We start from the raw sequence: 21,040 nt of genomic DNA, 5'->3' as shown, positions 1-21,040 counted from the left end.
CTTACGGGCGGAACGGCTCCGGCTCACGGGCGGAACGCGCCCGGATGGGTCTGCTCCCGCACCGACACGTACTGCTGCCGCACCGCCTGGCCCACGGCCAGCTCCTCCCCGGGGTCCAGCACCTGCCCCGCGGGCCCCTGCCACATCGGCGGGGTGCGCGGGTCCAGCGTCCCCTGGGACACCCCGAGCGCCCACGCGCCCTGCCGCGCCGCCCCGATCGCCGCGTAGTCGGCGGGCTGCGGGACGACGACCTGCGCCCCGAACAGCGCGGGCGCCGCGGCCTGTACGGCGGGCAGCTCGGCGGCGGCCCCGAGCAGGAAGACCCGCCTGACCTCGACGCCCCGGCCGCGCAGCACGTCCAGCGCGTCCGCGAGCCCGCACAGCATGCCCTCGAACGCGGCCCGCGCCAGGTGCTCCGGCCGCATCGACTCCCGCCGCAGCCCGGCCAGCGTCCCCGCGGTGTGCGGCAGGTTCGGCGTCCGCTCGCCCTCCAGATAGGGCAGCAGCACCAGCCCGTGGGCGCCCGGCGTCGACTTCATCGCCAGGTCGGACAGGCTCTCCAGATCGGGCAGCCCGAGCAGTTCGGCGGTGCCGCGCAGGGCGCGTACGGCGTTCAGGGTGGTGACGACCGGCAGGTGCATCCCGGTGGCGTCGGCGAGGGAGGTGATCATCCCGCTCTGGTCGTGCAGCACCTCGGGGTGCACGGCCATCACCGACCCCGACGCCCCCAGCGACACCACGGCGTCCCCGAGCCCGATGCCCAGCCCGAACGCGGCGGCCATGGTCTCGCCGGTCCCCGCCGAGATCAGCAGCCCCTCCGGTGTCGTACCGGCGGCGTCGGCGGGCCCGATGACCTCCGGCAGCATCACCTGGTGCCCGAGCGCCAGCTCGACGAGGTCCGACCGGTAGGCACCCGTCGCCGCCGACCAGTACCCGGTCCCGGACGCCCCGCCCCGATCGGTGGTCCTGCGCACCGGCCGCCCCAGCAACTGCCACACCAGCCAGTCGTGCGCCTGCATCAGTACGGCGACCCGCGCGGCGTTCTCCGGTTCGCTGCGGGCCAGCCAGCGCAGCTTGGTCACCGGCTGCGCGGCCCCCGGCACACAGCCCACCGCCTGCGCCCACGCCGCCCGCCCGCCGAGCGCGTCCACGAGATCGGCGGCGGCGACCTGCGCCCGCTTGTCCCCGCCGACCAGCGCGGGCCGTACGGTGCCGCCCTGCGCGTCCAGCGGGACCAGGGCGTTCTGCTGCGCGGACACCCCGATGGCCTGCACGCCCTCCAGCAGCCCACCGCCCGCGGCGTCACCGAGGGACAGCAGCCAGGCCTGCGGATCGACGTCGGAGGGCCGCCCGCCGCCCTCGCCGTCCTCCAGCGGGTGCGGGGCATATCCCTGCCTGAGCACGGCCCCTGTGTCCGAGTCACAGACGACGATACGAGTGAAATCGGGCGAACTGTCCAGCCCGGCTACTATCCCCATGGCCAAAATTCTGCCGCACGGAGACCGATGACCGCGCAGCCGGTCGGCGCCCGGCCACCTCAGGTGTTGCTGGTCCCCCAGTCGTCCGCCCCGCTGCCGTCCGCGTTCCGCTCCCGCAGCGACCGCACCCGCTGCGCCACCGAGTCCGGCATCCGGTCCCCGACCCGGTCGCTGACCACGTGATACGCCTTGCCCGCGAACTGCCGCCCCTGCTGCGCGGCCGTCTCGGCGGTGTTGCGCACGGCGGGGTTCTGGCTGACCTGCCGAGCGGACTTCTTCAACTGCTCGTAGCGCTCGCGCCCGGCCCTCGTGCCCAATACGTAACCCAGAGCGAGTCCGACGACGAACGTGAGCCGGTAGCGCATGACGGCCACCCTTCCTGGCTTGCTAGCCGAGTACCTGCGAGGAACCGATTGGCGGAGCACCCCCCTGCTTGCGCTAATGTATGTGTCGCAGCGAGCCCGCGCCCCCTGGCGAATACCCAGGTAGGCACGTTCGATGCAGCGAGGCATTCCTCCGTAGCTCAATTGGCAGAGCAGCCGGCTGTTAACCGGCAGGTTACTGGTTCGAGTCCAGTCGGGGGAGCTTCGGTCCTCCGTAGCTCAATTGGCAGAGCAGCCGGCTGTTAACCGGCAGGTTACTGGTTCGAGTCCAGTCGGGGGAGCAGCCTGAACGAGGACCCCGCCGGGGTCCTTTTTCATGCCCGGTCCCCTGCCCGGGAACCGCACCGGCCGCGACGGAGTCTCAAGGTCACGAAGGTGCCGTGGGAAGCCGACCATCCGGAGCAGGAGATCGTATGAGCGGCTATGCTGCGGCAGACGGCGCGCACACATGTACGCGACACGCCGCTATGGGGCGGTAGCTCAGCCGGTTAGAGCAGCGGACTCATAATCCGTCGGCCGTGGGTTCGAGTCCCACCCGCCCCACCATCGCGCATCGCAGCAGGAACGTTTTCATCTGCTGGCCGCCGTAAGTCCCCGGCGGGGAAGGGCTCACTCCTCCGGTGCCGGAGCGGGCCGGGTCAGTTTCGCCGAGACGACGTGGGACACCACCACCGCGACGATCACCAGCGGCATGACCGTGAGGCCCTCCCTCCCGAGCAGCAGGGTGGCGAGCAGCACCGAGGTCAGCGGCAGCCGCAGCATGGCGACGGCCATCGCTCCCACGCCCATGGCGAAGCCCGCGGCGAGCGTCAGGCCCGGCAGATGGGACAGCGCGATGCCGCCCGCGGCGCCCGTGAACATCGCCGGGAAGATCGGGCCGCCCCGGAAGCCGCTGAGCGAGAGGCAGTAGGCGAGGCCCTTGCAGAGCACCAGCAGCAGCAAGGCGCCCACCGTGTAGGCGGAGCTGTGGGTGAGGAGGGGGTTCAGCGCGTCCTGGCCCGAGTACAGCACGTCGGTGGCCGGGTGGTCGGTGGCCTGCGCGTAGCCGACGGCCAGCCCCGCGACGGCGAGGCCCACCAGGACCGTGGCCGTCACCCGGCGGCCTTCCAGGCGCGTCTTCAGGCGGGTGGAGAGCCACCGGATCGCGGCGCCCGCGAGGGCGGCCGAGACTCCGACGACCAGCGCCCAGCCGAACTCGGCGGCGGTGGGGTCGTGTGCCCCGGGCACGTCGTGCAGGGCGAGCGAGTAGGTGCCGAGGCCCGTCCATGAGCCCAGGCCCGTGAAGATCAGCGCCCCGATGCCCGCGGCGAGCAGGCCCGGCACCAGGACGAGGCCCAGCATGGCCCCTCCCAGGCCGGAGGCCTCCATCAGGAGGAACGCCCCCAGCAGGGGCGATCCCAGGAGTGCGCTGATGGCCGCGAAACTGCCGGCCGCGCCGACCATCGCGCTGGTCTGCTGCGGCGCGTCCCGTTTGACCAGACGCAGGAAGCCCACGGCCAGCCCGCCGCCGAGGGCGATGAGCGGTGCCTCCGGACCGAGGACCGCGCCGAAGACCAGGGTCGCCAGCGCGGCGAGCGCCACGCCGGGAAGCTCGGCCAGCCCGGGCGGGGAACCGGCCTTGAACCCGGCGGTCGGCTCATGACCGCCCGTGCCCGGCAGGTACCGGATGCTCAGCGCCGTCAGCAGTCCGCCGACGGCGAGCAGCGGGAGGGGCCACCACGCCGGGGTGCCGTCGAGACCGAGTGCCTCGGGCAGGTCCGTGTAGAGCAGGGGTTGCAGTTCGCCGACGAGTGCGAGGAAGCCGAAGGCCGCCGCGGACACCGGCGCCCCGAGGAGCGCGCTCAGCACCAGGAGCGCCGCGTACCGTCGGCTCCGCAGGACGGCGAGCGGGTCCGGGGGCGACGGGGACGCGTCCGCCGGTCCCTCCCGGTGACCGGCGTTCGGGTCGGGAGGGCTCATTCCTCCACCCAACACCGGGCGTACCGCCGTCGCCCCCGGGGCGGCCCCTACGCTCCGTCAGGAACACCCGGATGGTTCAGCCGGGCCACGCCCCCGTCAGACGGCGGGTCGCGGTGGCGCCGCCGCGGTCCACCACCGCCTTGACGCCCGCGAAGATCGCGCCCTGGAGGACGGCGGCGAGGACCACCTCGCGCCAGGTGCGCTCCTCGTCGGTGGCGTCGGGGGCGTCCTCGTCGTGCCCGAGCAGCTTCCAGGACTGTTTGAACAGGGCTCCCGCGGCCATCCCGCTGACGGCGCCCAGGGCCAGACCGACCGGCTTGTAGGCGAGCTTCGAGGCCTTCACGGTCACTTCACCTCCGGCCGCCACACCAGCCAGACCAGCAGGGCGGCGACGGCCACGGCCCCGGCCGCCGTCGCGGCGACGGCGGTGCGGTGGTCCCCGGCCTGCTGCCTGACCTCCGCCGCCTTCTCCCGGGTGCGTGCCTTGACGTCGGCCTTGTGCGCCAGGGCCTGGACGGTGTGGCCCAGTTCCTCGCGGGTGTGTTCGATCTCGGCGCGCAGTTCCTCGGTGGTCGGGTGTTTGGTCATCGGTGCGTGCTCCCCTTGATCTCGGCGACATCGGCCTTCACATTGGCGATGGCCTGCTGGGGCGACGGGGGCGAGGCCTTCTTGAACTGCTGCTTCCCGGTCATTGCCAGCACCGCGGCGATCAGCCCCAGCACCCCGGTGACGATCAGCGCGGCCGCCCACACCGGCAGCGGCACGGCCAGCCCGGCGATCGCGGCGGCGACGCCCGCCTGGAGCATCAGGAAGCCGAACAGCCCGGCGCCGCCGAACATCCCGCCGCCCTTGCCGTACCGCCTGCCCTTCTGGGTCATCTCCGCGCGCGCCAACTGCATCTCGGCGCGCACCAGTTCGCTCAGCTGGCGGGAAGCCTGCTGCACCAGTTCGCCCACCGGCTGCTCGCGGGTGCGGTGGCCGTTCTCGGAGACCTCGGTGAAGCGTGTCTGCTGGGTCGTCATGAGGGTGGTCCTCCTGTCTCACGGTGTCCGGTCCGACCGCCTGTGGTTTCGCCCAGGCGGCGCCGGTCCTCCTCGTCCCACTTGGCGGTGTCCCGCGGCTGGGTGTAGGGCTCGGCCTCCGGTGGGTGACCGCCCGCCACGGCCCGCTGCCGTGCCGTCTCCGCGTCGAACTCCAGGCCCAGCAGGATCGCCAGGTTGGTGATCCACAGCCACACCAGGAAGATGATCACTCCGGCCATGGTGCCGTAGGTCTTGTTGTACGAGGCGAAGTTGGCGACGTAGACCGCGAACCCGGCGGAGGCGACCAGCCAGATCACCAGGGCGAGGAAGCTGCCCGGGGTGATCCAGCGCCAGCCCTTGGTCTTGGCGTTCGGGCTCGCCCAGTACAGGATCGCGATCATGAGGGTGACCAGCAGCACGAGGACGGGCCACTTGGCGAACGACCACACGGTCAGCGCGGTGTCCCCGACGCCGAGCGCCTCCCCGACCCGGTCGGCCAGGGTGCCGGTGAGCACCACGATCAGCGCGGTGAGGACGGCGAGGACCAGCAGTGCCAGCGTCAGCGCGAAGCGGACCGGCAGGACCTTCCAGACCGGACGGCCCTCCGGCATGTCGTAGACGGCGTTGGAGGCACGGATGAACGCCGCCACATAGCCGGACGCCGACCACACCGCCAGCACCAGACCCACGACGGCCATGATCGAGCCGATGCCCGCGTTGCCCTGGAGCTGCTGCACCGCGTTGGTGAGGATGTCACGGACGGCGCCGGGCGCGAACTGGTTGATGTTCTCCAGCACCTTGTCCGTGGTGGACTTCCCGGCCAGTCCGATCAGTGAGACCAGGACCAGCAGGGCGGGGAACAGCGCCAGGACGGCGTAGTACGTCAGAGCCGCGGCGCGATCCGTCAGTTCGTCGTCCTTGAACTCCCGCAGGGTGCCCTTGAACACCGCGCGCCAGGAGCCCTTGGAGAGCTTGGTGGGGGCGTCGGGGGCGGCGCGTTCCACGTCCGGCCCCGGTCCCGGTCCCGAATCGGGCTTCGCATCTGCCATGGGGGTCGGGTATCCCACAATGCGGCTTTTCATGTAAATCCACCGAGCCCCGTCGCCTCGCCCGCGGTGTCCGTCGTTCGGCATTCGAAAGGGCCGCAACACTGCCGGAAGTCGGCAATGCGTGGCGGGCGGGACATGGGTCAGGATGGGTCCGCGGGAACGCGGGGGTCGTCACCGATGCCGGAGACCGGCAGTGAGGGATCGCCGTACCGTCCCCTGCGGGTTTCCCGGCGCGTGCGCGCGTCGCCCCATCACCGACCTCAAGGACTTCCTCATGGATGCCATGACTCTGGGCATCGGCGTGCTCGTCGTCGCCCTGCTCGCCACCGTGCTGGTACTGGTGCTGGTCTCCCGGCTGTTCCGCAAGGTGGAACAGGGCAAGGCGCTGATCGTCTCCAAGATGCGCAAGGTCGACGTGACCTTCACCGGGCAGGTCGTGCTGCCCGTGCTGCACAAGGCCGAGGTGATGGACATCTCGGTGAAGACCATCGAGATCACCCGCGCCGGACGCGAGGGCCTGATCTGCCGGGACAACATCCGCGCCGACATCCGCATCTCGTTCTTCGTCCGCGTCAACAAGACCGTCGAGGACGTCATCAAGGTCGCCCAGGCCGTCGGCACCGCCCGCGCCAGCGACCGGGAGACCTTGCAGGAACTGTTCCACGCCAAGTTCTCGGAGGCGCTGAAGACCGTCGGCAAGCAGCTGGACTTCACCGACCTCTACACCAAGCGCGAGGAACTGCGGTACCGGATCATCGAGGTCATCGGCGTCGACCTCAACGGCTACCACCTCGAGGACGCGGCGATCGACTACCTCGAGCAGACACCGCTGACCCAGCTCGACCCCGCCAACGTCCTCGACGCCCAGGGCATCCGCAAGATCACCGAGCTGACCGCCGTCGAGCACGTGCGCACCAACGAGTTCCAGCGCCACGAGGAGAAGGAGATCACCCGGCAGAACGTCGACGCCCGCGAGGCCATCCTGGAGCTGGAGCGGCGGCAGGCGGACGCGGAGATCAAGCAGCGCCGGGAGATCGAGACCGTACGCGCCAGGGAAGAGGCCGAGACGGCGCGGGTCGTGGAGGAGGAGCGGCTGCGCGCGCAGAGCGCCTTCCTGCGCACCGAGGAGCAGCTCGGCGTGCAGCGCGAGAACCAGGCCCGTGAGGTCGCCGTCGCCGCGAAGAACCGTGAGCGGGTCATCGCCATCGAGAACGAGCGCATCGAGAAGGACCGCGCCCTGGAGGTCATCGCCCGGGAACGGGAGACCGAGCTGACCCGGATCGCCGCCTCCAAGGAGGTCGAGGCGGAGAAGCGGGAGATCGCCGAGGTCATCCGGGAGCGGGTCGCCGTGGACCGCACCGTCGCCGAGCAGGAGGAGTCCATCAAGCGGCTGCGGGCCGTGGAGGAGGCGGAGCGCGAGCGGCAGGCCGTCATCATCGCCGCCGAGGCCGAGGCGCAGGAGAAGCTGGTCAAGGACATCAAGGCCGCCGAGGCCGCCGAGCAGGCCGCCACCCACCGCGCGGCCGAGGAGCTGACGCTGGCCGAGGCCCGGCTGAAGTCCGCCGACCTCGACGCCCGCGCCAAGCTGCGGCTCGCCGAGGGCATCCAGGCGGAGACCGCCGCCGAGGGGCTGGCCGCGGTGCAGGTACGGGACAAGGAGGCCGAGGTCATCGAGAAGGCGGGCCGCGCCGAGGCCGAGGCCGCCGAGGCACGGCTGCGCGCGGAGGCGGAGGGCGCCCGGCTCAAGGCCCTCGCCGAGGCCGAGGCGATCAGCGGGAAGCTGAAGGCGGAGGCCGCCGGGCTCACCGAGAAGGCCGCCGCGATGGCCGCCCTGGACGAGGCGTCCCGGGAGCACGAGGAGTACCGGCTGCGCCTGGAGGCCGAGAAGGACGTCCGGCTGGCCGGGCTCGACGTCCAGCGGCAGGTCGCCGAGGCACAGGCGACGGTACTGGCGACCGGTCTGGAGAGCGCCGACATTAACATCGTCGGCGGCGAGTCCGTCTTCTTCGACCGGCTGATGTCGTCGATCGCGCTCGGCAAGGGCGTCGACGGGTTCGTCCAGCACTCCGAGACCGCGCAGGCGCTCGCCGGGCCCTGGCTGGACGGCAGCTCCCGCTTCACCGACGACCTGAGCCGCGTCCTCGGCTCCGTCTCCCCGGCCGATGTGCAGAACCTGACCGTCTCCGCGCTGCTGCTGAAGCTGATGAAGGGCGCCGGGGACCAGTCCGGGCAGGTCCGGGAACTGCTCGACAAGGCCGGTCAGCTCGGCCTCGCCGACCTGCCGCTGGCCGGACTGAACGGCGTGCACCGGACCTGAGGGACCGGACGCACGCGCCACGACGGGCCGGGGCCGCCGCACGGGGGTCGGCGACCCCGGCCGTCCGCACGCCGGCACGCAAGTTCACGCGGCGCACATTGCCGGAAGGACGCAGTGCGCCGACCGGGAACCGAGTGCGAGCATGTGTTCGTCCATCGGGGTGACCAACGGGGGAGCGGGAAAGGCGGTGGGGGCGGAATGACCTGGTTCCTGGGTCTCGGCATCGTGGGGGTCGTCCTCCTCGTCCTGTCCCTGGTCTTCGACGGGATCCTCGAAGGGCTCTTCGACGGCCTCGGCCTCGACGGCTTCCTCGACGGACTGCTGTCCCTCCCCGTCATCGCCGGGTTCCTGTCCATGCTCGGCTTCACCGGCGCCATCGTCATGGGCACCAGCGGTCTGGGCGCCGTGGCGGCCACCGCCATCGGAGTGCCCGCCGGAGCCGTCACCGGCTGGCTCGCCTACAAGCTGAGCCGCGCCCTGATGAACGACCGCTCCGGTACGGCGCCCAGCGGCGGCGACCTGATCGGCGTGGCCGGGTCCGTCGTCACCGCCATCCCGGCCGACGGGTACGGCGAGGTGCTGGTCCACCTGGCGGGCCAGCCGGTGAAGCTCTCGGCGAAGAGCCCCGTGCCGCTCGCCCGCGGCGCCGAGGTGTGGATCGCGGAGACGCTGTCCCATACCGCGGTCTCGGTGCGCCAGGTCGAACGCTGACCCCGGCCGGCCCAGGCCCTTGATCACTACACCCTTGTCGATCGCCGTCCCCAGGGAGGGCTGAGGGGAACCACCATGAGTTCAGTCACCATCGCCGTCATCGGAGTCGTCGTACTCCTCGTCCTGCTCGCCCTGGTCGTCGTCACCCGCTACAAGGTCGCCGGGCCGAGCGAGGCGTTCATCGTCACCGGCCGGCGCGGCAAGAGGTCCACCGACCCGGAGACCGGCCGGGTCTTCACCGACAACAGCGGACAGAAGGTCGTCGTCGGCGGCGGCGTCTTCGTCGTCCCGTTCGTGCAGCAGAAGTTCACCCTCGCCCTGTCCTCCCGGCACATCCCCGTCGCGGTGCGCGGCGCGGTCACCCTGCGCGGTATCAAGGCCAACCTCGAAGGCGTCGCCATCGTGAAGGTCGGCGGCACCGAGGACGCCATCCGCGCCGCCGCCCAGCGGTTCCTGGTGCAGCAGGACGGCATCGTCGGCTTCACCCAGGAAGTGCTCTCCGGCGCGCTGCGCGCCATCGTCGGCCGGATGTCCGTGGAGGACATCATCCGCGACCGGGCCGCCTTCGCCGGGCAGGTCGCTGAGGAGGCCGAGGCCAGCCTCTCCGGGCAGGGCCTGGTGCTGGACGCCTTCCAGATCCAGGACATCACCACCGAGGGCTCCTACCTGGAGGACCTCGGCCGCCCCGAGGCCGCCCGCGCCAAGCAGGAGGCCGACATCGCCGAGGCCGTCGCCCGCCGCGCCGCCGAGCAGGCCCGGCTGAAGGCGGCCGAGGAGATCGCCGTCGCCGAGCGGACGTTCGCGCTGCGGCAGGCCGAGATCAAGGCCGAGACCGACGAGGCCGCCGCCCGCGCCGACGCCGCCGGACCGCTCGCCGAGGCCGCCCGCCGTCAGGAGGTCCTCGCCGAGCAGGAGAAGGTCGCCGAGCGGCAGGCCGCCCTCACCGACCGTGAGCTGGACACCAAGGTCCGCAAGCCCGCCGACGCCGCCCGCTACCAGGCCGAGCAGGAGGCCGAGGCCCGCCGGATCGCCCTGGTCAAGGAGGCCGAGGCCGCCGCCGACCGGGCCCGCCTGACCGGTGAGGGCGAGAAGGCGCAGCGTGCCGCGCTCGCCGAGGCCGTCCGTATCGAGGGTGAGGCCGAGGCCGCCGCGATCGGCGCCAAGGGCTCCGCCGAGGCCGAGGCCATGCGCAAGAAGGCCGACGCGTTCGCGCAGTACGGCGACGCGGCCGTGCTCCAGATGCTCGTAGAGGTGCTGCCGCAGGTCGTGTCCAAGGCGTCCGAGCCGCTGAGCGCCGTGGACAAGATGACCGTCATCTCCACCGACGGCGCCAGCCAGCTCTCGCGCACCGTCGCCGACAACGTCGCCCAGGGCGTGGAACTCCTGGGCGCCACCACCGGCGTCGACCTCGCCCAGCTCCTCAAGGGCCTCACCCAGCGCGCGGAGGGCACCGAGACCGCGCCGCCCACCGAGGCCAACGGGAAGATCGAGATCACCGGCTGAACGACCACGGCACGCGACGGCCCCGGGGAGGCATCCGCCCCCCGGGGCCGTACTCAGTTCAGGCAGCGCTCCAGCGCCGTGCGCAGCGCCTCCCGCAGCTCGGTCGGCGGCGGAGGACCGTCCGGGCGCTCCGTGCTCGCGGTGACCGTGGCGGCGACCGTGCGCAGCTTGGTGTTGGACAGCTGGGAGGCCTCCCGCAGGATGTGCCAGGCCTGCTCCGAGGTGCAGGCGTGCATCGCCATCAGGATGCCGCGGGCCTGGTCGATCACCGGCCGGGAGCTGATGGCGAACCGCAGCTGCTCGATCTCCTCCCGCAGGCTGTGCAGCTGCTCGGCGCGCTCCAGCGCCACCGCCGAGGGCATCGGCACCGGGGCGGTCGGCTCCTGCGGCGCCCGCCGGGCCGGGGCGCGCAGCGGGTCGGTGGTGTCCAGTCCGGCGAGTTCCAGGATGCGGCGGGGCTGGCCGTTCCAGTGCCGGGCCGTGACCGGGACCCGCAGCCGGTCGCCGTGGTCCCGCAGCGCCTTCAGGAAGTCCAGCCCCGCGGTGTCCATGAAGACCACCCCGGACATGTCGGCGTCGATCCGGGACACCGCGTCCGGGAGGTCCGCCAGCGCCCTGGCGAGGACGTCCGTGCAGCCGTGCACGAGTTCGCCGCGTGTGGTGAGCACGGCGCGGCTCCCGTCCACATGGCCGTCGACGGCGAGGGAGCGCCCCCGCCCGAGTACCGCCGGAGGTATGGGTACCGCTGAGGTCATGTCACCGCCTTCATCTTCGTCACCTTCGCCACGACCACGTCGTGTCTGGCCCGCTGCCGTGCGCCTGCCCGCTGCCCGCCGCGGTACACCCGGGCCACCGGCGGGGGACGACGGCTGATTGACGGGAACCGGCGCGGGTACAAGCATCGTTCGGGAAGCAGCCAGGAGAGGTGTGAGGCAATGCCGAGGTCCGGCCCAACGGTCCCCGGCCCGTCGGCGAACGAGGTGTCGATGTCATGAGTGCGGTGACCGAACCGGAGGAGTCCTTCGCGCCGCCCGCCACGTTCGGCCACCCGGCCCTGTTCTACGGCGGCGCGGGGGAGTACCTCGCGGGCACGGTGCCGTTCGTGCGGGAAGGGCTCGCCGCCGGGGAGCCGGTCGCCGTCGCGGTGCCGGGCGAGAACCTGGCGCTGCTGCGGGAGGCCCTGGAGGACGCCGCCGACGCCGTACTGCTGCTGGACATGCACCAGGCGGGACGCAACCCCGGCCGGATCATCCCCGGGGTGCTCCGCGCGTTCGCCGACGCCCAGCCGCCCGGCCGCCGGGTACGGATCATCGGCGAACCGATCTGGGCGGGCCGCACCGCCACCGAGTACCCCGCGTGCGTCCAGCACGAGGCACTGATCAACGCAGCGTTCGAGGGCCGCGCTGCCACCGTCCTGTGCCCCTACGACATCCGCGGACTGGACGACCGCGCCCTCACCGACGCCCTCGCCACCCACCCCACCGTCATCCGCTCCGGCACCGAGGAACCCAGCGACGCCTACGACCCCGAAGGCGTCGTCGCCCGCTACAACCGGCCCCTGCCGCCCGTCCCCGACGCCCTGGACATCGCCTTCGACGCCGACTCGCTGCCCCACGCCCGGCACACCGCCACCGCGGAGGCCGCCCGGCTCGGCCTCGGCGGCAGCCGCCTGGACGACCTGGCCCTCGTCACCGCCGAACTCACCACCAACAGCGTCGTCCACGGCGGCGGTTCCGGCCGCCTACGGCTGTGGGCGCGGGACGGGCACGTGATCTGCGAGGTGCGCGACCGGGGACACCTGACCGACCCCCTCGCCGGACGCCGGCCCGCCCCCCGCGACCAGCGCGGCGGTCGCGGACTGCTCATGGTCAACCTGGTCACCGACCTCGTACGGCTGCACACCGACGAGCAGGGCACGACCGTACGCTGCTGGTTCGCCCTCAGCTGACCGGCGCGGGCGCTCAGTCGCCGCTCAGCGGGTCCAGCTCCAACGGCTGCACCCGGCCCTCCAGCATGTAACCCAGCCCCTGTACGGCACACACGTCCGGCCGTTCCGCGATGTGCACCGGCATCCCGGTCGCCTGCCGCAGCATCTGGTCGAAACCGGGCAGCAGCGCACTGCCGCCGACCATCATGATCCCCCGGTCGGCGAGATCGGCCACCAGATCCGGCGGACAGTCCCGCAGCACCTTGCCGATACCGTCAAGGACCGCCGTCAGCGGCGTCTGGATCGCGTCCCGCACGGCCGCCGTCTCCACCTGCACACTGCGCGCCAGCCCCGTCGCCACGTCCCTGCCGTGGATCTCCGTGGACTCCGGGCCGTGCGGCGTGAGCCCGTTGCCGGACAGGGCCAGCGTCAACGGCCGTACCGACTGGCTGGGCAGCATCAGCTCGTGCTCCACCCGCAGATGCTGCACGATCGCATGATCCACGGCCTCCCCGCCCACCGGGATCCGCTCCGCGGTCACCACGGCCCCCAGGGACAACACGGCCACCTGCGTCGTCGCCGCCCCGCACACCAGCACCATCGTGGCCTCCGGCTGCTCCACCGGCAGCCCGCACCCCACCGCCGCCGCGATCAGCGTGTCCACCAGCTCCACCCGGCGGGCCCCGAGCCCCACCAGCGTCTCGATCGCCGCCCGCTGCGCCAGCGGATCCGCGTCGTGCGGGGTGCAACAGGCCGCCCGCAGCCGGGGCTTGCGCCGCAGGTTGCGGCGGACCTTGTCACCCAGCAGATGACGCAGCATCCGCTGCGCCATCTCGATGTCGACGACCGTGCCACCGGACACCGGCCGCACCACCCGGATGTAGTGGGGCGTACGGCCCGTCATCTTCTCCGCGAACTCCCCGACCGCGATCAGCGCGCCGGTACGGGTGTTCACGGCCGCGGCGGACGGCTGGTCCACGACCAGCCCGGCGCCCTTCACATAGACACGGGTACGGGCGGCGCCCAGGTCGACGGCGAAGTGGCAGCGGCGCAGCTGCTCCAGACTGGCGGTCATCGCAGTTCCTCCCGAGAGCGCAGACCGTGGGCTGCTTGGTGGCGGGCCTTACACGCATGGTGTGCGGGGCGCCGCGGGAGGTGCCTTCTGGAGGGGGCCGGGTGGGGCGCGGCTGTACGGGTGGTCTTCTGGGTGACGCCGTCACAGATGCCGCCGGGCGACCTCCGCCAGATCCCCGAGCGACGGCACCGCGAGCAGCGCACCGGCCGCCACGAGACCGGCCCGGGTGCGCTCACTGGCCGCATGACCGATGAACGGCACACCGAGGTCGCGGGCGGCGGCCAGTTCGACGTGCGTGGAGCCGATGAGGACGGCGCGCTGTGGGGGGGTGCCCGAGGCGTCCAGGGCGCGGCGGATGACGGCGGGGTCGGGCAGGAGGCGGTATTCGGGGTCACGCCCGTACAGCGTGGTGCCGCGGTGCAGCGAACGGCTCCTCAGAAAGGCCAGCAGGACACCCGGGTCCACGTCCGACACGACGGAGATCGGGCGGCCCGACCGGTTCAGGACGCTGACGAGCCGTTGGCCGCCGTCGACGGGGCGGGCGGTGCGCAGGGCACGGGACTCGATGGCGGCCAGACGCTTGGCGAGGGGACGGGCGAGGCGGGGCTGCGGGGCGAACGCGCGCAGGAGGTCCAGGGGATGGACGGAATCGTCCTGCGTCAGCATGCCCACCGGAGGGGAGAAGCCCTGCGACACTTCCAGCTCGTGAACCGCGGCCGCGACGGCCCGCGCGGTCGGGTAGAGATCCACCAGCGTCCCGTCGAAGCCGAGGAGGAAGCACTCGGCGGTGGCGAACGTCTCGACGAGGTCCGACCTCACCGTGCTGCGGCGGGGTACCGCGGATGGTGAGATCGTCCAGCGTACGGCGTACCCGGGCAGCTTCCAGCGGGTGAGACGGCGTTCGAGCTTCTCGGTGTCCAGCGGGCGGGGCAGCCGGGCGCTCTCCTCGGCCAGCCGTTCGGCGAGCTGCTCCCGGAGGTCCTCGTCCGCGTGGCGCACCGCCTCGACCGGGTCGACGACGCGTACGGCCGCCCAGGTGCGTGGGCTGGGGCCGACGAAGACGCTGCGCTCGACGAGGTCGACCTCGTAGTGCCGCCAGTCGGATGCCGGGCCGTCCGGTGCGTCCAGGGTCGGGACGGCGTCCGGGCCGACGTGGACGAGGACCTTCTGCGGGTTCCCCTGCTCACCGGGCAGGGGCAGGGGGCCGCGTACCGGGTGCTCCTGGCCGAAGGTGTCCCGGGAAGCCCGCAGGAGCGTGTACCAGTACGTGGGCGTCGGCCTGCTGGGCCGCAGGCCCAGCTCCGCGGTGCTGGAGAGTCCGGCGTACAGCGGGTGGGAGACACCGAGCACGATGTCCGCGCCGAAGCTGTCCAGGAGACCCCGCAACCTGCGCGGAACGTCCTGACGGTCACTGCCGGCGGGCCAGGCCGTCACCAGCAGTCGGGGCAGACCGGGCACCAGCTCCCACACCGTGTCGGCCAACTGCCCGACCACGGCGGTCAGGAGCCGCCGCACGGCGGACTCCGACCCCACCAGGATCTGGTAACCGTCCGGGTGGGACCGCAGCTCGGCCTCCTCCTCACCCACCCCGCTCACCTCGATCAGCCGGGCGACGGCGCGGCCCAGCGCCTGGTGGGTCTCCTCCTGTTCGGTGTCGACCAGCTCGACGAGCACCGAGGTGTGGGCGGGGGAAACCGCGTCGCGCAGGGTGCGGCGCAGCGCGTTCAGGCGGGCGCGGTCCGCTTCGGCGGCGGGGCCGGGGATGCCGTCCAGGGGCTCGCCGCGCCACAGCCGCAGGGCGCTCTCCGCCATGCGACGGGTGAACCGCGAACCGCCGCCGGTGATCTCCTCGACGTGGTGCACGTCGACCTCACCGCCGCCCAGCCGCAACCGGTAGCCGTCGGCCTCGGTGACGAGCATGCCGGAGCCCAGCGCGTTGCGGATCCGGGAGGCGTACGTGCCCAGGAGCCGGTGGGCGTCGTTCGGCTGCCGGGTCCCCCACAGCCCCGAGGCGAGTTCGACACGCCGCACATGTCGGCCCGGGGTTCGCAGCAGCATCCACAGCATGGCCTGTTCCTGTGGAGAGCCGGTGGCGACGGGGCGCCCCGCACGGGTGATCCGCAGCGGGCCGAGGAAGGAGAAGCGGAGGTCGGCGCTGGTCGGGCCGAGGTGGGTCAGCCGGTCCAGGCCGCGCTGCTGGAGTGTGTGGCTGCCGGAGAGCAGGTCGTTGACCGCCGACCGGAGTTCGGTGCGGAGGTGCTCGGGCAGGTCGGCGGGACCTTCCACGAGCGCCGGGGACGACTCGGGGGCGGAGCCCAGCCACAGCTCCCGTACCAGCCGCCCCAGCGCCTGGAGATCCGACTTGCGGCTGTCCAGGGTGTGCGCCCGCAGCGCGAAGCCGCACAGCACGGGGCCGCGTACGGCGAACCGCACGTACGACGGGGACAGCGCCCCGTGCGACACGCCCCCGGCGTGCACGGCGGCGACCGTGGTGGCCAGCTGGGGCGCCAGGTCCAGCAGGATGTCGGCGGGGAGTCGGCCGCCGTGCGCCGTGAGGAGGTCCCGCAGGCTGCCGCCCTCCACGTACTCGGTGACCAGGTGGGCCTCCCCGGTCTCCTCGTCGACGCCGTAGTCCTCGACGTTGACCACCAGCTCGTGCCGGTGCCGGAGGCCGTCCAGCGCCCGGGCCGCCGCGAGGAAGTCGGCGGCCTGCCGCATTCCCCGGGTGCGCAGCCGCCGTACCACGACAGTGAGGCCCTTCTCCCGCACGTCCGAGGCCAGCCACAGCGCGCCGCTCCGCCCGAGCGGTTCCCGCAGCAGGTAGCGCCCCGCGACCAGTTCCGCCTCCGGCTCCGGTCCGGACAACTGCCGCACGCTGCTCTCGCGCACCGTCGCGATCGGTTCGCCCTCCGCCCGGACCCCGCCCCCTCCCGCCCCCCGGGGCGCAACGGCACGGAACTCCCCGGCCGTCACCCCCGCCCGCGCGTCGATCAACGCGCCGGCGCGGGCGAGGAGTTCGGTGGTGCGGCCGAGGGCGGTGCGCGGCAGGGTCCGCAGCAGCAGCTCCCGTACGCCGGGGCGGAAGGCGTACCGGCCGGGTGCGGTGCTGGTGAGCATGCCGCTGAGGATGACCTCGGCCAGGTGCTGCGGGCGCGGGTGCGGTTCGACGGCGGCCTGCACCAGGCGCATGACCGGCAGGTGCGGCTCGCCCACGGCCAGGTGCCCGGCCAGCCGGAACGCCTCCGGGGAGGCGGTGGAGCGGAACCGCAGGACCAGCTCCGCGGCGGACAGCCGCGTCACGTCGCCGCGCGCCCGGTCGTCACCCGGGGCCGTGGCCGCCGGGCGGCGTGGCAGCAGGGCCGCCGCGCCGGGCAGCCGGGCCGCCCCCGGGTCGGCGACCAGCGCGGACCAGTGCGCCAGCCAGGGCGCCGCCGGTTCCATGACGGGCAGCGCGAGGAACTCCGCGTCGGCCGCGCAGGAGTACGGCGTGAAGGAGAGCGCCGCCGTGGGCGCCGCCGGGGCCGGGGCGGAGAACAGCCCCGCCGTCGTCGGCAGCGCGGTGTCCCGCCAGAGCCGCTCGGGCAGCGGTTGTACGACGGCCAGCGGCATGTGCTGCGCCCAGTGCCGCAGCGTGCCGTACCAGCGGGCGCCCGCCTCGCCCTCCCACCACTGCGGCCCCATGCAGTCGCTGACCAGCAGGGCGGCGGTGCGGCCGTCGGCGGCCGGGTGCACGCCGGGCCGCACCCCGCCGTCGGCGTCCGCGCGGTGCAGCTCCACGGTGCGGAACACCCCCGACTGGGCCAGCGCCGTGTGCAGCTCCCGGACCAGGGGCCGCCACACCGGCATCGTCGGTCCGGCGTCGTACACCAGCCGGAGCCTGAGCCAGCGCTCGGTGGTGGGCCGCAGCACCGGCAGCCACCACTCGGGGCGGGCGCCCAGCCGGGCGATGCGGTGGGCGGTGGCCTCCTCGTCCAGCTCCTGCCCGTGGGGGGAGGGGACCGGGCGCTTGAGCGGGCGCAGCGCCCGTTGCAGGGCGAGGGGGCGGGCCAGCATCGGGGGAGCGGGGGCGAGGAGACGAGTGTGGGGAGTGGTGGCCGAGGGGGTCTCCGGGGCGGCCCCGGGAGGTGTACGGCCGGGCAGCCGCAGGGGGACGCGGGGTTCCCGCGGCGACGGCGACGGCGTGGGTGGGGGCGTGAGTGGGGACTCGGGTGGCGATTCCGCCAGCGCGTCCGGTGGGCCGGACGGTGGCGCGGGAGCCGTCGGCTCCGGGGCGGCGGCGCCGGGTGTCACGTGCTGGGCCAGCCACAGCACCTCCGCCAGCTCCACGGGCGTGGGCGGCACCCCGGCCCGCGCCCGCGCGAGCACGCCGGAGAACCGGTCGAGACCGGTCCCGCCGCCCGCCCGTTCCCCCTCAGAAGGCATCGGCGTCCGGTGTCCGGCTCAGATACGGCATCAGCTGCTCGGCCAGCTCGTCCCGGGACTCGGTGTTCAGCCCGGCCGCGCCCGCCAGGTAGATGGCGTTGAGCAGCTGGTCGGTGGCCAGCTCACCGTCGGCGCCCCGGGCGAGGAAGCGGTCGATCAGCGTCCGGGCGTAGGCGTCGGGCTCGCCCAGGTGGGCGCGGACGATCTCCGCGAGGTGGTCGGCGCGGGGCTGCCGCAGCTGGAGCCGTACACAGCGGCGCAGGAAGGCGGGCGGGAACTCCCGCTCGCCGTTGCTGGTGAGGACGGTGAACGGGAAGGCCCGGCAGCGCACCCGGCCGCGCCGGACGGTGACCCGGTCGTCGGTGCCGTCGACCATGACCCTCGCCTCCGGGGTGTGGCGGGCGGCGCGGACCAGCTCGGGGATCTCGTACTGGCCCTCCTCCAGGATGTTCAGCAGGTCGTTAGGGAGGTCGAGGTCGCTCTTGTCGATCTCGTCGATGAGCAGCACCCGGGGGCGCCGGTGCGGCAGCAGCGCCGTGCCCAGCGGCCCGAGCCGCAGATGGTCCTGGAGTCCGTCGCCGGGCGGCGGCGCGGACGAGGCGGCGGCACGCCCGGCGGCGTACAGGCGGGACAGGGGGTCGTACTGGTAGAGGCCGTCGTGGAGGGTGGTGCGACTGGTGATGTTCCAGCGCAGCACCGGGCCGAGCCGCAGCTCGCGGGCGACGGCGTACGCCAGCGACGACTTGCCGCTGCCGGGCGGCCCGGTCACCAGCAGTGGGCGGCGCAGGTACAGGGCCGCGTTGACGAGCTGGACGCTCTCCGGGGTGGCCCGGTAGGTGCGGGCGCGGTGCAGCCGGTCGGGGGAGGTGGCGGCGCTGTCGGCGCCGTCCGCCGGGGTGTCCAGCTCCGGCCCGCCGTCGAAGTCGCGCCACGGCGGCGGCGGGGGCAGCTCGGCGATCCCGTCGTGCGGTTCGCCCGTGCCGGTGTAGACGGGCCACAGGGACATGCGTTCTCCTCGCTGCTCGGGGTTCCTGGAGTCACGGCCGCCGCTCAGCCGACGGGGGAGCGGGCGTGGCCCGGGATCTCCGGGAAGCACCGGGGGTCCTCCCACAGCAGGGTGACGTCCTTCGCCCAGTGCTGGTCGGGGTCCGGCGACAGGTACACGGTCTCGCGCAACGTACGGATGTGGGAGGGCAGTTCGGACGGCGGGAGGTCGCTGACGTACTCCGCCAGGGCGTCCAGGAACTCGGTGCCGGAACATGTCTCGTCGTCGTCGTGGCCCGCGTCGCAGCCGGTGCGCGGCCACAGCACGACGGGGACCGAGCCGTTGAGCACGGCGCTGAACGTCCGCTTCATACGGGCGGTCCTCGGCGGCGCGGTGAGCCCCACCATGTCCCCGTTCCCCGACAGCCGGACGGTCAGCTTGCCCTGGTCCTCGCTGCTGCCGCACTCGACGCGGTACAGCTCGGCACGGTCACGGCCGTCGAGCCTGACCCACTTGCCCATCAGCCCGTGCCGCTGCGAGCCGCTGCGCCGCCGCTCCCGGTCCACCACGACCACCGGGTACAGACAGCCGAGCGGACTGGGGTCGTCCTTGCCGCGCTGCCAGTGGGCCACCGGCTCGTTCAGCCACTCCCGGGGCAGCATGAACACGATCAACACCTTTGCGCCGGGCCGCAGTTCGTGGAACGCCTCGTCGACCCGCTCCAGCACATAGGGGCGCACCTTGCCGCGGGGCAGACCACGCGACCCGACCACCCACCGCCGGCCGTCCCGGTAGGCCGACACCTCGACCAGCACCTGGTGGCGGCCCGCGCCGCTGCGCTCGATGTCCACGACGATCGGCGACCAGGCGGCCGAGTCCGGCGCCGCCGCGGTGGCGGGTTCCTCCGTCCCGGTGTACCGCCTGCTCCAGCGCCGCAGCGCGTGCCGGGTCTCCGGGTCGTCCAGGAAGCCGGCGAGACGACCGGCGAACCGTGCCACGCAGCGCGGGTCCCCCACCTCCCAGCACAGGTACCAGACCGCCGCCCACAGCGAGGGGAAGCCACCGGGTGGCACCGGCGGCCCGGTGACCGGGTCCACCGAGTCCCGGAACAGCTGGTCGGGACCGCACGCCACCCCGGACCGCTCGGCCGCCTCGACGAGCCTGCGCAGTTCCCGCTTCTCCGCCCGGCCCAGACCGCCGGTCGGGACCAGCTCGCCCAGCCCGGCCCAGTAGCGGGCCATGACCGGGGCGGGCAGCATCCGCCCGTTGCGGACGCCGGGGTTCCCGGCCGCCGCCGACACCATGCCGACGACACGGCCGCTGTCGGCGAGGACCACCGCCGCCCCGCTGAACCCGGGGGCGAGCGGCTGGCCGTGCCCGCTCCACGCCTCCAACTGGACCCACTCGCCCGCGATGCGCTGCTCGGCGGTGGCCCGGTACTCGGCGAACGTGCCCTCGTCGTAGTGGACCGGGAAGCCGTACACCAGGAGCCTGCGCGGCGGTTCGCCGAACGCGTCGCCGGGCGCCGCGAACTCGGCCGGGGCGAGGGTCACCGCGCGCTCCAGCTCCAGCACCGCCAGGTCACCGGGGTCGGTGTCGCCGCCGCCCCAGCCGCCGTCCGCTATGACGTCGGCGGTCAGCTCGCCGAGTCCGTGGGCGCCCGGGAAGGCGACGGTGACGGCGGCCGTGTGCCGGTCCCGGACCACGTGCGCGCAGGTGAGGACCTGGCGCGGGGAGATCAGGAAGCCCGCGCCGACCTCCCGCCCGCAGCTGATCCGGGCGTGCCAGGAAGCGCTGCTCATGAGGCGGGAGCGGCCCCCTCCGGTGCGGAGCCGGACGGGGACCAGCTGAGCCGCACCAGCAGATGCCCCTCCGCCGCCCCCTTGGCGATGACCGCGCTGGTCTCCGCGACCAGCTTCACCCCGAACTCCAGCTCCACCGAGTCGGGCCGCAGCGAGCCGTCCCGGAAGACCCGCAGCGCGGACTCGGCCGCCGCCCGCACCCCGTCCAGCGAGGCCTCGAAGGTGCGCGCCGCCTGGGCGGGCCGCCCGCCCCGCGACACGAGCCGCGACCCGGACGCGTCGGTGACGCCCTCCACGACGACCAGCGCGCCGTCCTCGGTCTTGAACTCCATCAGTCCGTCCATGGCGCCGGCCGCTCCCCCGTGGTGTGTGACCTCGATGAACTCCATTGTTGCGGAAGCCAGTTA

General features: G+C 73.4%; 17 protein-coding genes and 3 tRNA genes. 7 read left to right on the top strand and 13 right to left on the bottom strand.

Features of this window, described 5'->3' with window-relative positions; translation table 11 throughout:
- Nucleotides 1-23 precede the first annotated feature (23 nt).
- Entirely contained in the window at nucleotides 24-1,478 is a 1,455-nt protein-coding gene (locus KBY47_RS02890) for an FGGY family carbohydrate kinase (protein ID WP_210919256.1), read from the bottom strand.
- 59 nt (nucleotides 1,479-1,537) lie between these two features.
- The gene (locus KBY47_RS02885) at nucleotides 1,538-1,843 is read right to left on the bottom strand and encodes a YtxH domain-containing protein (RefSeq protein ID WP_210919255.1); all 306 of its coding nucleotides are present in this window, start codon (nucleotides 1,841-1,843) and stop codon (nucleotides 1,538-1,540) included.
- 147 nt (nucleotides 1,844-1,990) lie between these two features.
- Here KBY47_RS02885 and KBY47_RS02880 point away from each other — a divergent pair.
- The 3 genes from KBY47_RS02880 to KBY47_RS02870 all read left to right on the top strand — a co-directional run bounded on the left by KBY47_RS02880 (nucleotide 1,991) and on the right by KBY47_RS02870 (nucleotide 2,407).
- Nucleotides 1,991-2,063, top strand: a tRNA-Asn gene (locus KBY47_RS02880).
- Between the two features lie 6 nt (nucleotides 2,064-2,069).
- Nucleotides 2,070-2,142: transfer RNA gene (locus KBY47_RS02875), tRNA-Asn, on the top strand.
- A 188-nt stretch (nucleotides 2,143-2,330) separates the two neighbouring features.
- Nucleotides 2,331-2,407: transfer RNA gene (locus KBY47_RS02870), tRNA-Ile, on the top strand.
- Nucleotides 2,408-2,470: 63 nt separating this feature from the next.
- Here the strand turns inward: KBY47_RS02870 and KBY47_RS02865 are convergent.
- The 5 genes from KBY47_RS02865 to KBY47_RS02845 all read right to left on the bottom strand — a co-directional run bounded on the left by KBY47_RS02865 (nucleotide 2,471) and on the right by KBY47_RS02845 (nucleotide 5,891).
- Nucleotides 2,471-3,820, bottom strand: coding sequence for a chloride channel protein (locus KBY47_RS02865; protein WP_210919254.1), 1,350 nt, complete (start codon nucleotides 3,818-3,820; stop codon nucleotides 2,471-2,473).
- A gap of 76 nt (nucleotides 3,821-3,896) precedes the next feature.
- A complete protein-coding gene (locus KBY47_RS02860; protein ID WP_210919253.1) occupies nucleotides 3,897-4,163 on the bottom strand; it encodes a DUF4235 domain-containing protein in 267 nt (88 codons plus the stop codon).
- Between the two features lie 2 nt (nucleotides 4,164-4,165).
- Nucleotides 4,166-4,408, bottom strand: coding sequence for a DUF3618 domain-containing protein (locus tag KBY47_RS02855; protein ID WP_210919252.1), 243 nt, complete (start codon nucleotides 4,406-4,408; stop codon nucleotides 4,166-4,168).
- Nucleotides 4,405-4,842: a phage holin family protein gene (locus KBY47_RS02850; protein WP_210919251.1), complete on the bottom strand. Its 438-nt coding sequence runs from the start codon at nucleotides 4,840-4,842 to the stop codon at nucleotides 4,405-4,407. The genes KBY47_RS02855 and KBY47_RS02850 overlap by 4 nt, the downstream gene beginning before the upstream one ends.
- Nucleotides 4,839-5,891: a YihY/virulence factor BrkB family protein gene (locus KBY47_RS02845; protein WP_247694133.1), complete on the bottom strand. Its 1,053-nt coding sequence runs from the start codon at nucleotides 5,889-5,891 to the stop codon at nucleotides 4,839-4,841. The genes KBY47_RS02850 and KBY47_RS02845 overlap by 4 nt, the downstream gene beginning before the upstream one ends.
- Before the next feature lie 274 nt (nucleotides 5,892-6,165).
- Between KBY47_RS02845 and KBY47_RS02840 the strand changes: the two genes are divergently transcribed.
- The 3 genes from KBY47_RS02840 to KBY47_RS02830 all read left to right on the top strand — a co-directional run bounded on the left by KBY47_RS02840 (nucleotide 6,166) and on the right by KBY47_RS02830 (nucleotide 10,422).
- A complete protein-coding gene (locus tag KBY47_RS02840; RefSeq protein ID WP_210919249.1) occupies nucleotides 6,166-8,208 on the top strand; it encodes a flotillin family protein in 2,043 nt (680 codons plus the stop codon).
- A 198-nt stretch (nucleotides 8,209-8,406) separates the two neighbouring features.
- Entirely contained in the window at nucleotides 8,407-8,919 is a 513-nt protein-coding gene (locus KBY47_RS02835) for a hypothetical protein (RefSeq protein ID WP_210919248.1), read from the top strand.
- Nucleotides 8,920-8,994: 75 nt separating this feature from the next.
- The gene (locus KBY47_RS02830) at nucleotides 8,995-10,422 is read left to right on the top strand and encodes a flotillin family protein (RefSeq protein WP_210919247.1); all 1,428 of its coding nucleotides are present in this window, start codon (nucleotides 8,995-8,997) and stop codon (nucleotides 10,420-10,422) included.
- A gap of 53 nt (nucleotides 10,423-10,475) precedes the next feature.
- Here KBY47_RS02830 and KBY47_RS02825 read toward each other — a convergent pair whose 3' ends face one another.
- Nucleotides 10,476-11,177, bottom strand: coding sequence for an ANTAR domain-containing response regulator (locus KBY47_RS02825; protein WP_210919246.1), 702 nt, complete (start codon nucleotides 11,175-11,177; stop codon nucleotides 10,476-10,478).
- Between the two features lie 236 nt (nucleotides 11,178-11,413).
- Between KBY47_RS02825 and KBY47_RS02820 the strand changes: the two genes are divergently transcribed.
- Nucleotides 11,414-12,370, top strand: a complete 957-nt coding sequence (locus KBY47_RS02820; RefSeq protein ID WP_210919245.1) for a sensor histidine kinase — start codon at nucleotides 11,414-11,416, stop codon at nucleotides 12,368-12,370.
- Between the two features lie 13 nt (nucleotides 12,371-12,383).
- On the opposite strand, the gene KBY47_RS02815 is transcribed toward KBY47_RS02820, so the two are convergent.
- The 5 genes from KBY47_RS02815 to KBY47_RS02795 all read right to left on the bottom strand — a co-directional run bounded on the left by KBY47_RS02815 (nucleotide 12,384) and on the right by KBY47_RS02795 (nucleotide 20,977).
- Entirely contained in the window at nucleotides 12,384-13,424 is a 1,041-nt protein-coding gene (locus tag KBY47_RS02815; protein WP_210919244.1) for a rod shape-determining protein, read from the bottom strand.
- 141 nt (nucleotides 13,425-13,565) lie between these two features.
- The gene (locus KBY47_RS02810) at nucleotides 13,566-17,846 is read right to left on the bottom strand and encodes an SAV_2336 N-terminal domain-related protein (RefSeq protein WP_210919243.1); all 4,281 of its coding nucleotides are present in this window, start codon (nucleotides 17,844-17,846) and stop codon (nucleotides 13,566-13,568) included.
- The gene (locus tag KBY47_RS02805) at nucleotides 17,836-18,852 is read right to left on the bottom strand and encodes a MoxR family ATPase (protein ID WP_210919242.1); all 1,017 of its coding nucleotides are present in this window, start codon (nucleotides 18,850-18,852) and stop codon (nucleotides 17,836-17,838) included. The genes KBY47_RS02810 and KBY47_RS02805 overlap by 11 nt, the downstream gene beginning before the upstream one ends.
- A gap of 44 nt (nucleotides 18,853-18,896) precedes the next feature.
- Nucleotides 18,897-20,633: a trypsin-like peptidase domain-containing protein gene (locus KBY47_RS02800; protein WP_210919241.1), complete on the bottom strand. Its 1,737-nt coding sequence runs from the start codon at nucleotides 20,631-20,633 to the stop codon at nucleotides 18,897-18,899.
- Complete coding sequence (locus tag KBY47_RS02795) at nucleotides 20,630-20,977, bottom strand: CU044_2847 family protein (protein ID WP_210919240.1); 348 nt, start codon at nucleotides 20,975-20,977, stop codon at nucleotides 20,630-20,632. Before KBY47_RS02795 ends, KBY47_RS02800 begins: the two co-directional genes overlap by 4 nt.
- Between the last annotated feature and the right edge of the window lie 63 nt (nucleotides 20,978-21,040).

Origin of the sequence: Streptomyces sp. B93 (assembly GCF_018070565.1) — a bacterium.
Lineage (GTDB): Bacteria > Actinomycetota > Actinomycetes > Streptomycetales > Streptomycetaceae > Streptomyces.
This window is presented reverse-complemented; position numbering and strand designations above follow the sequence as displayed.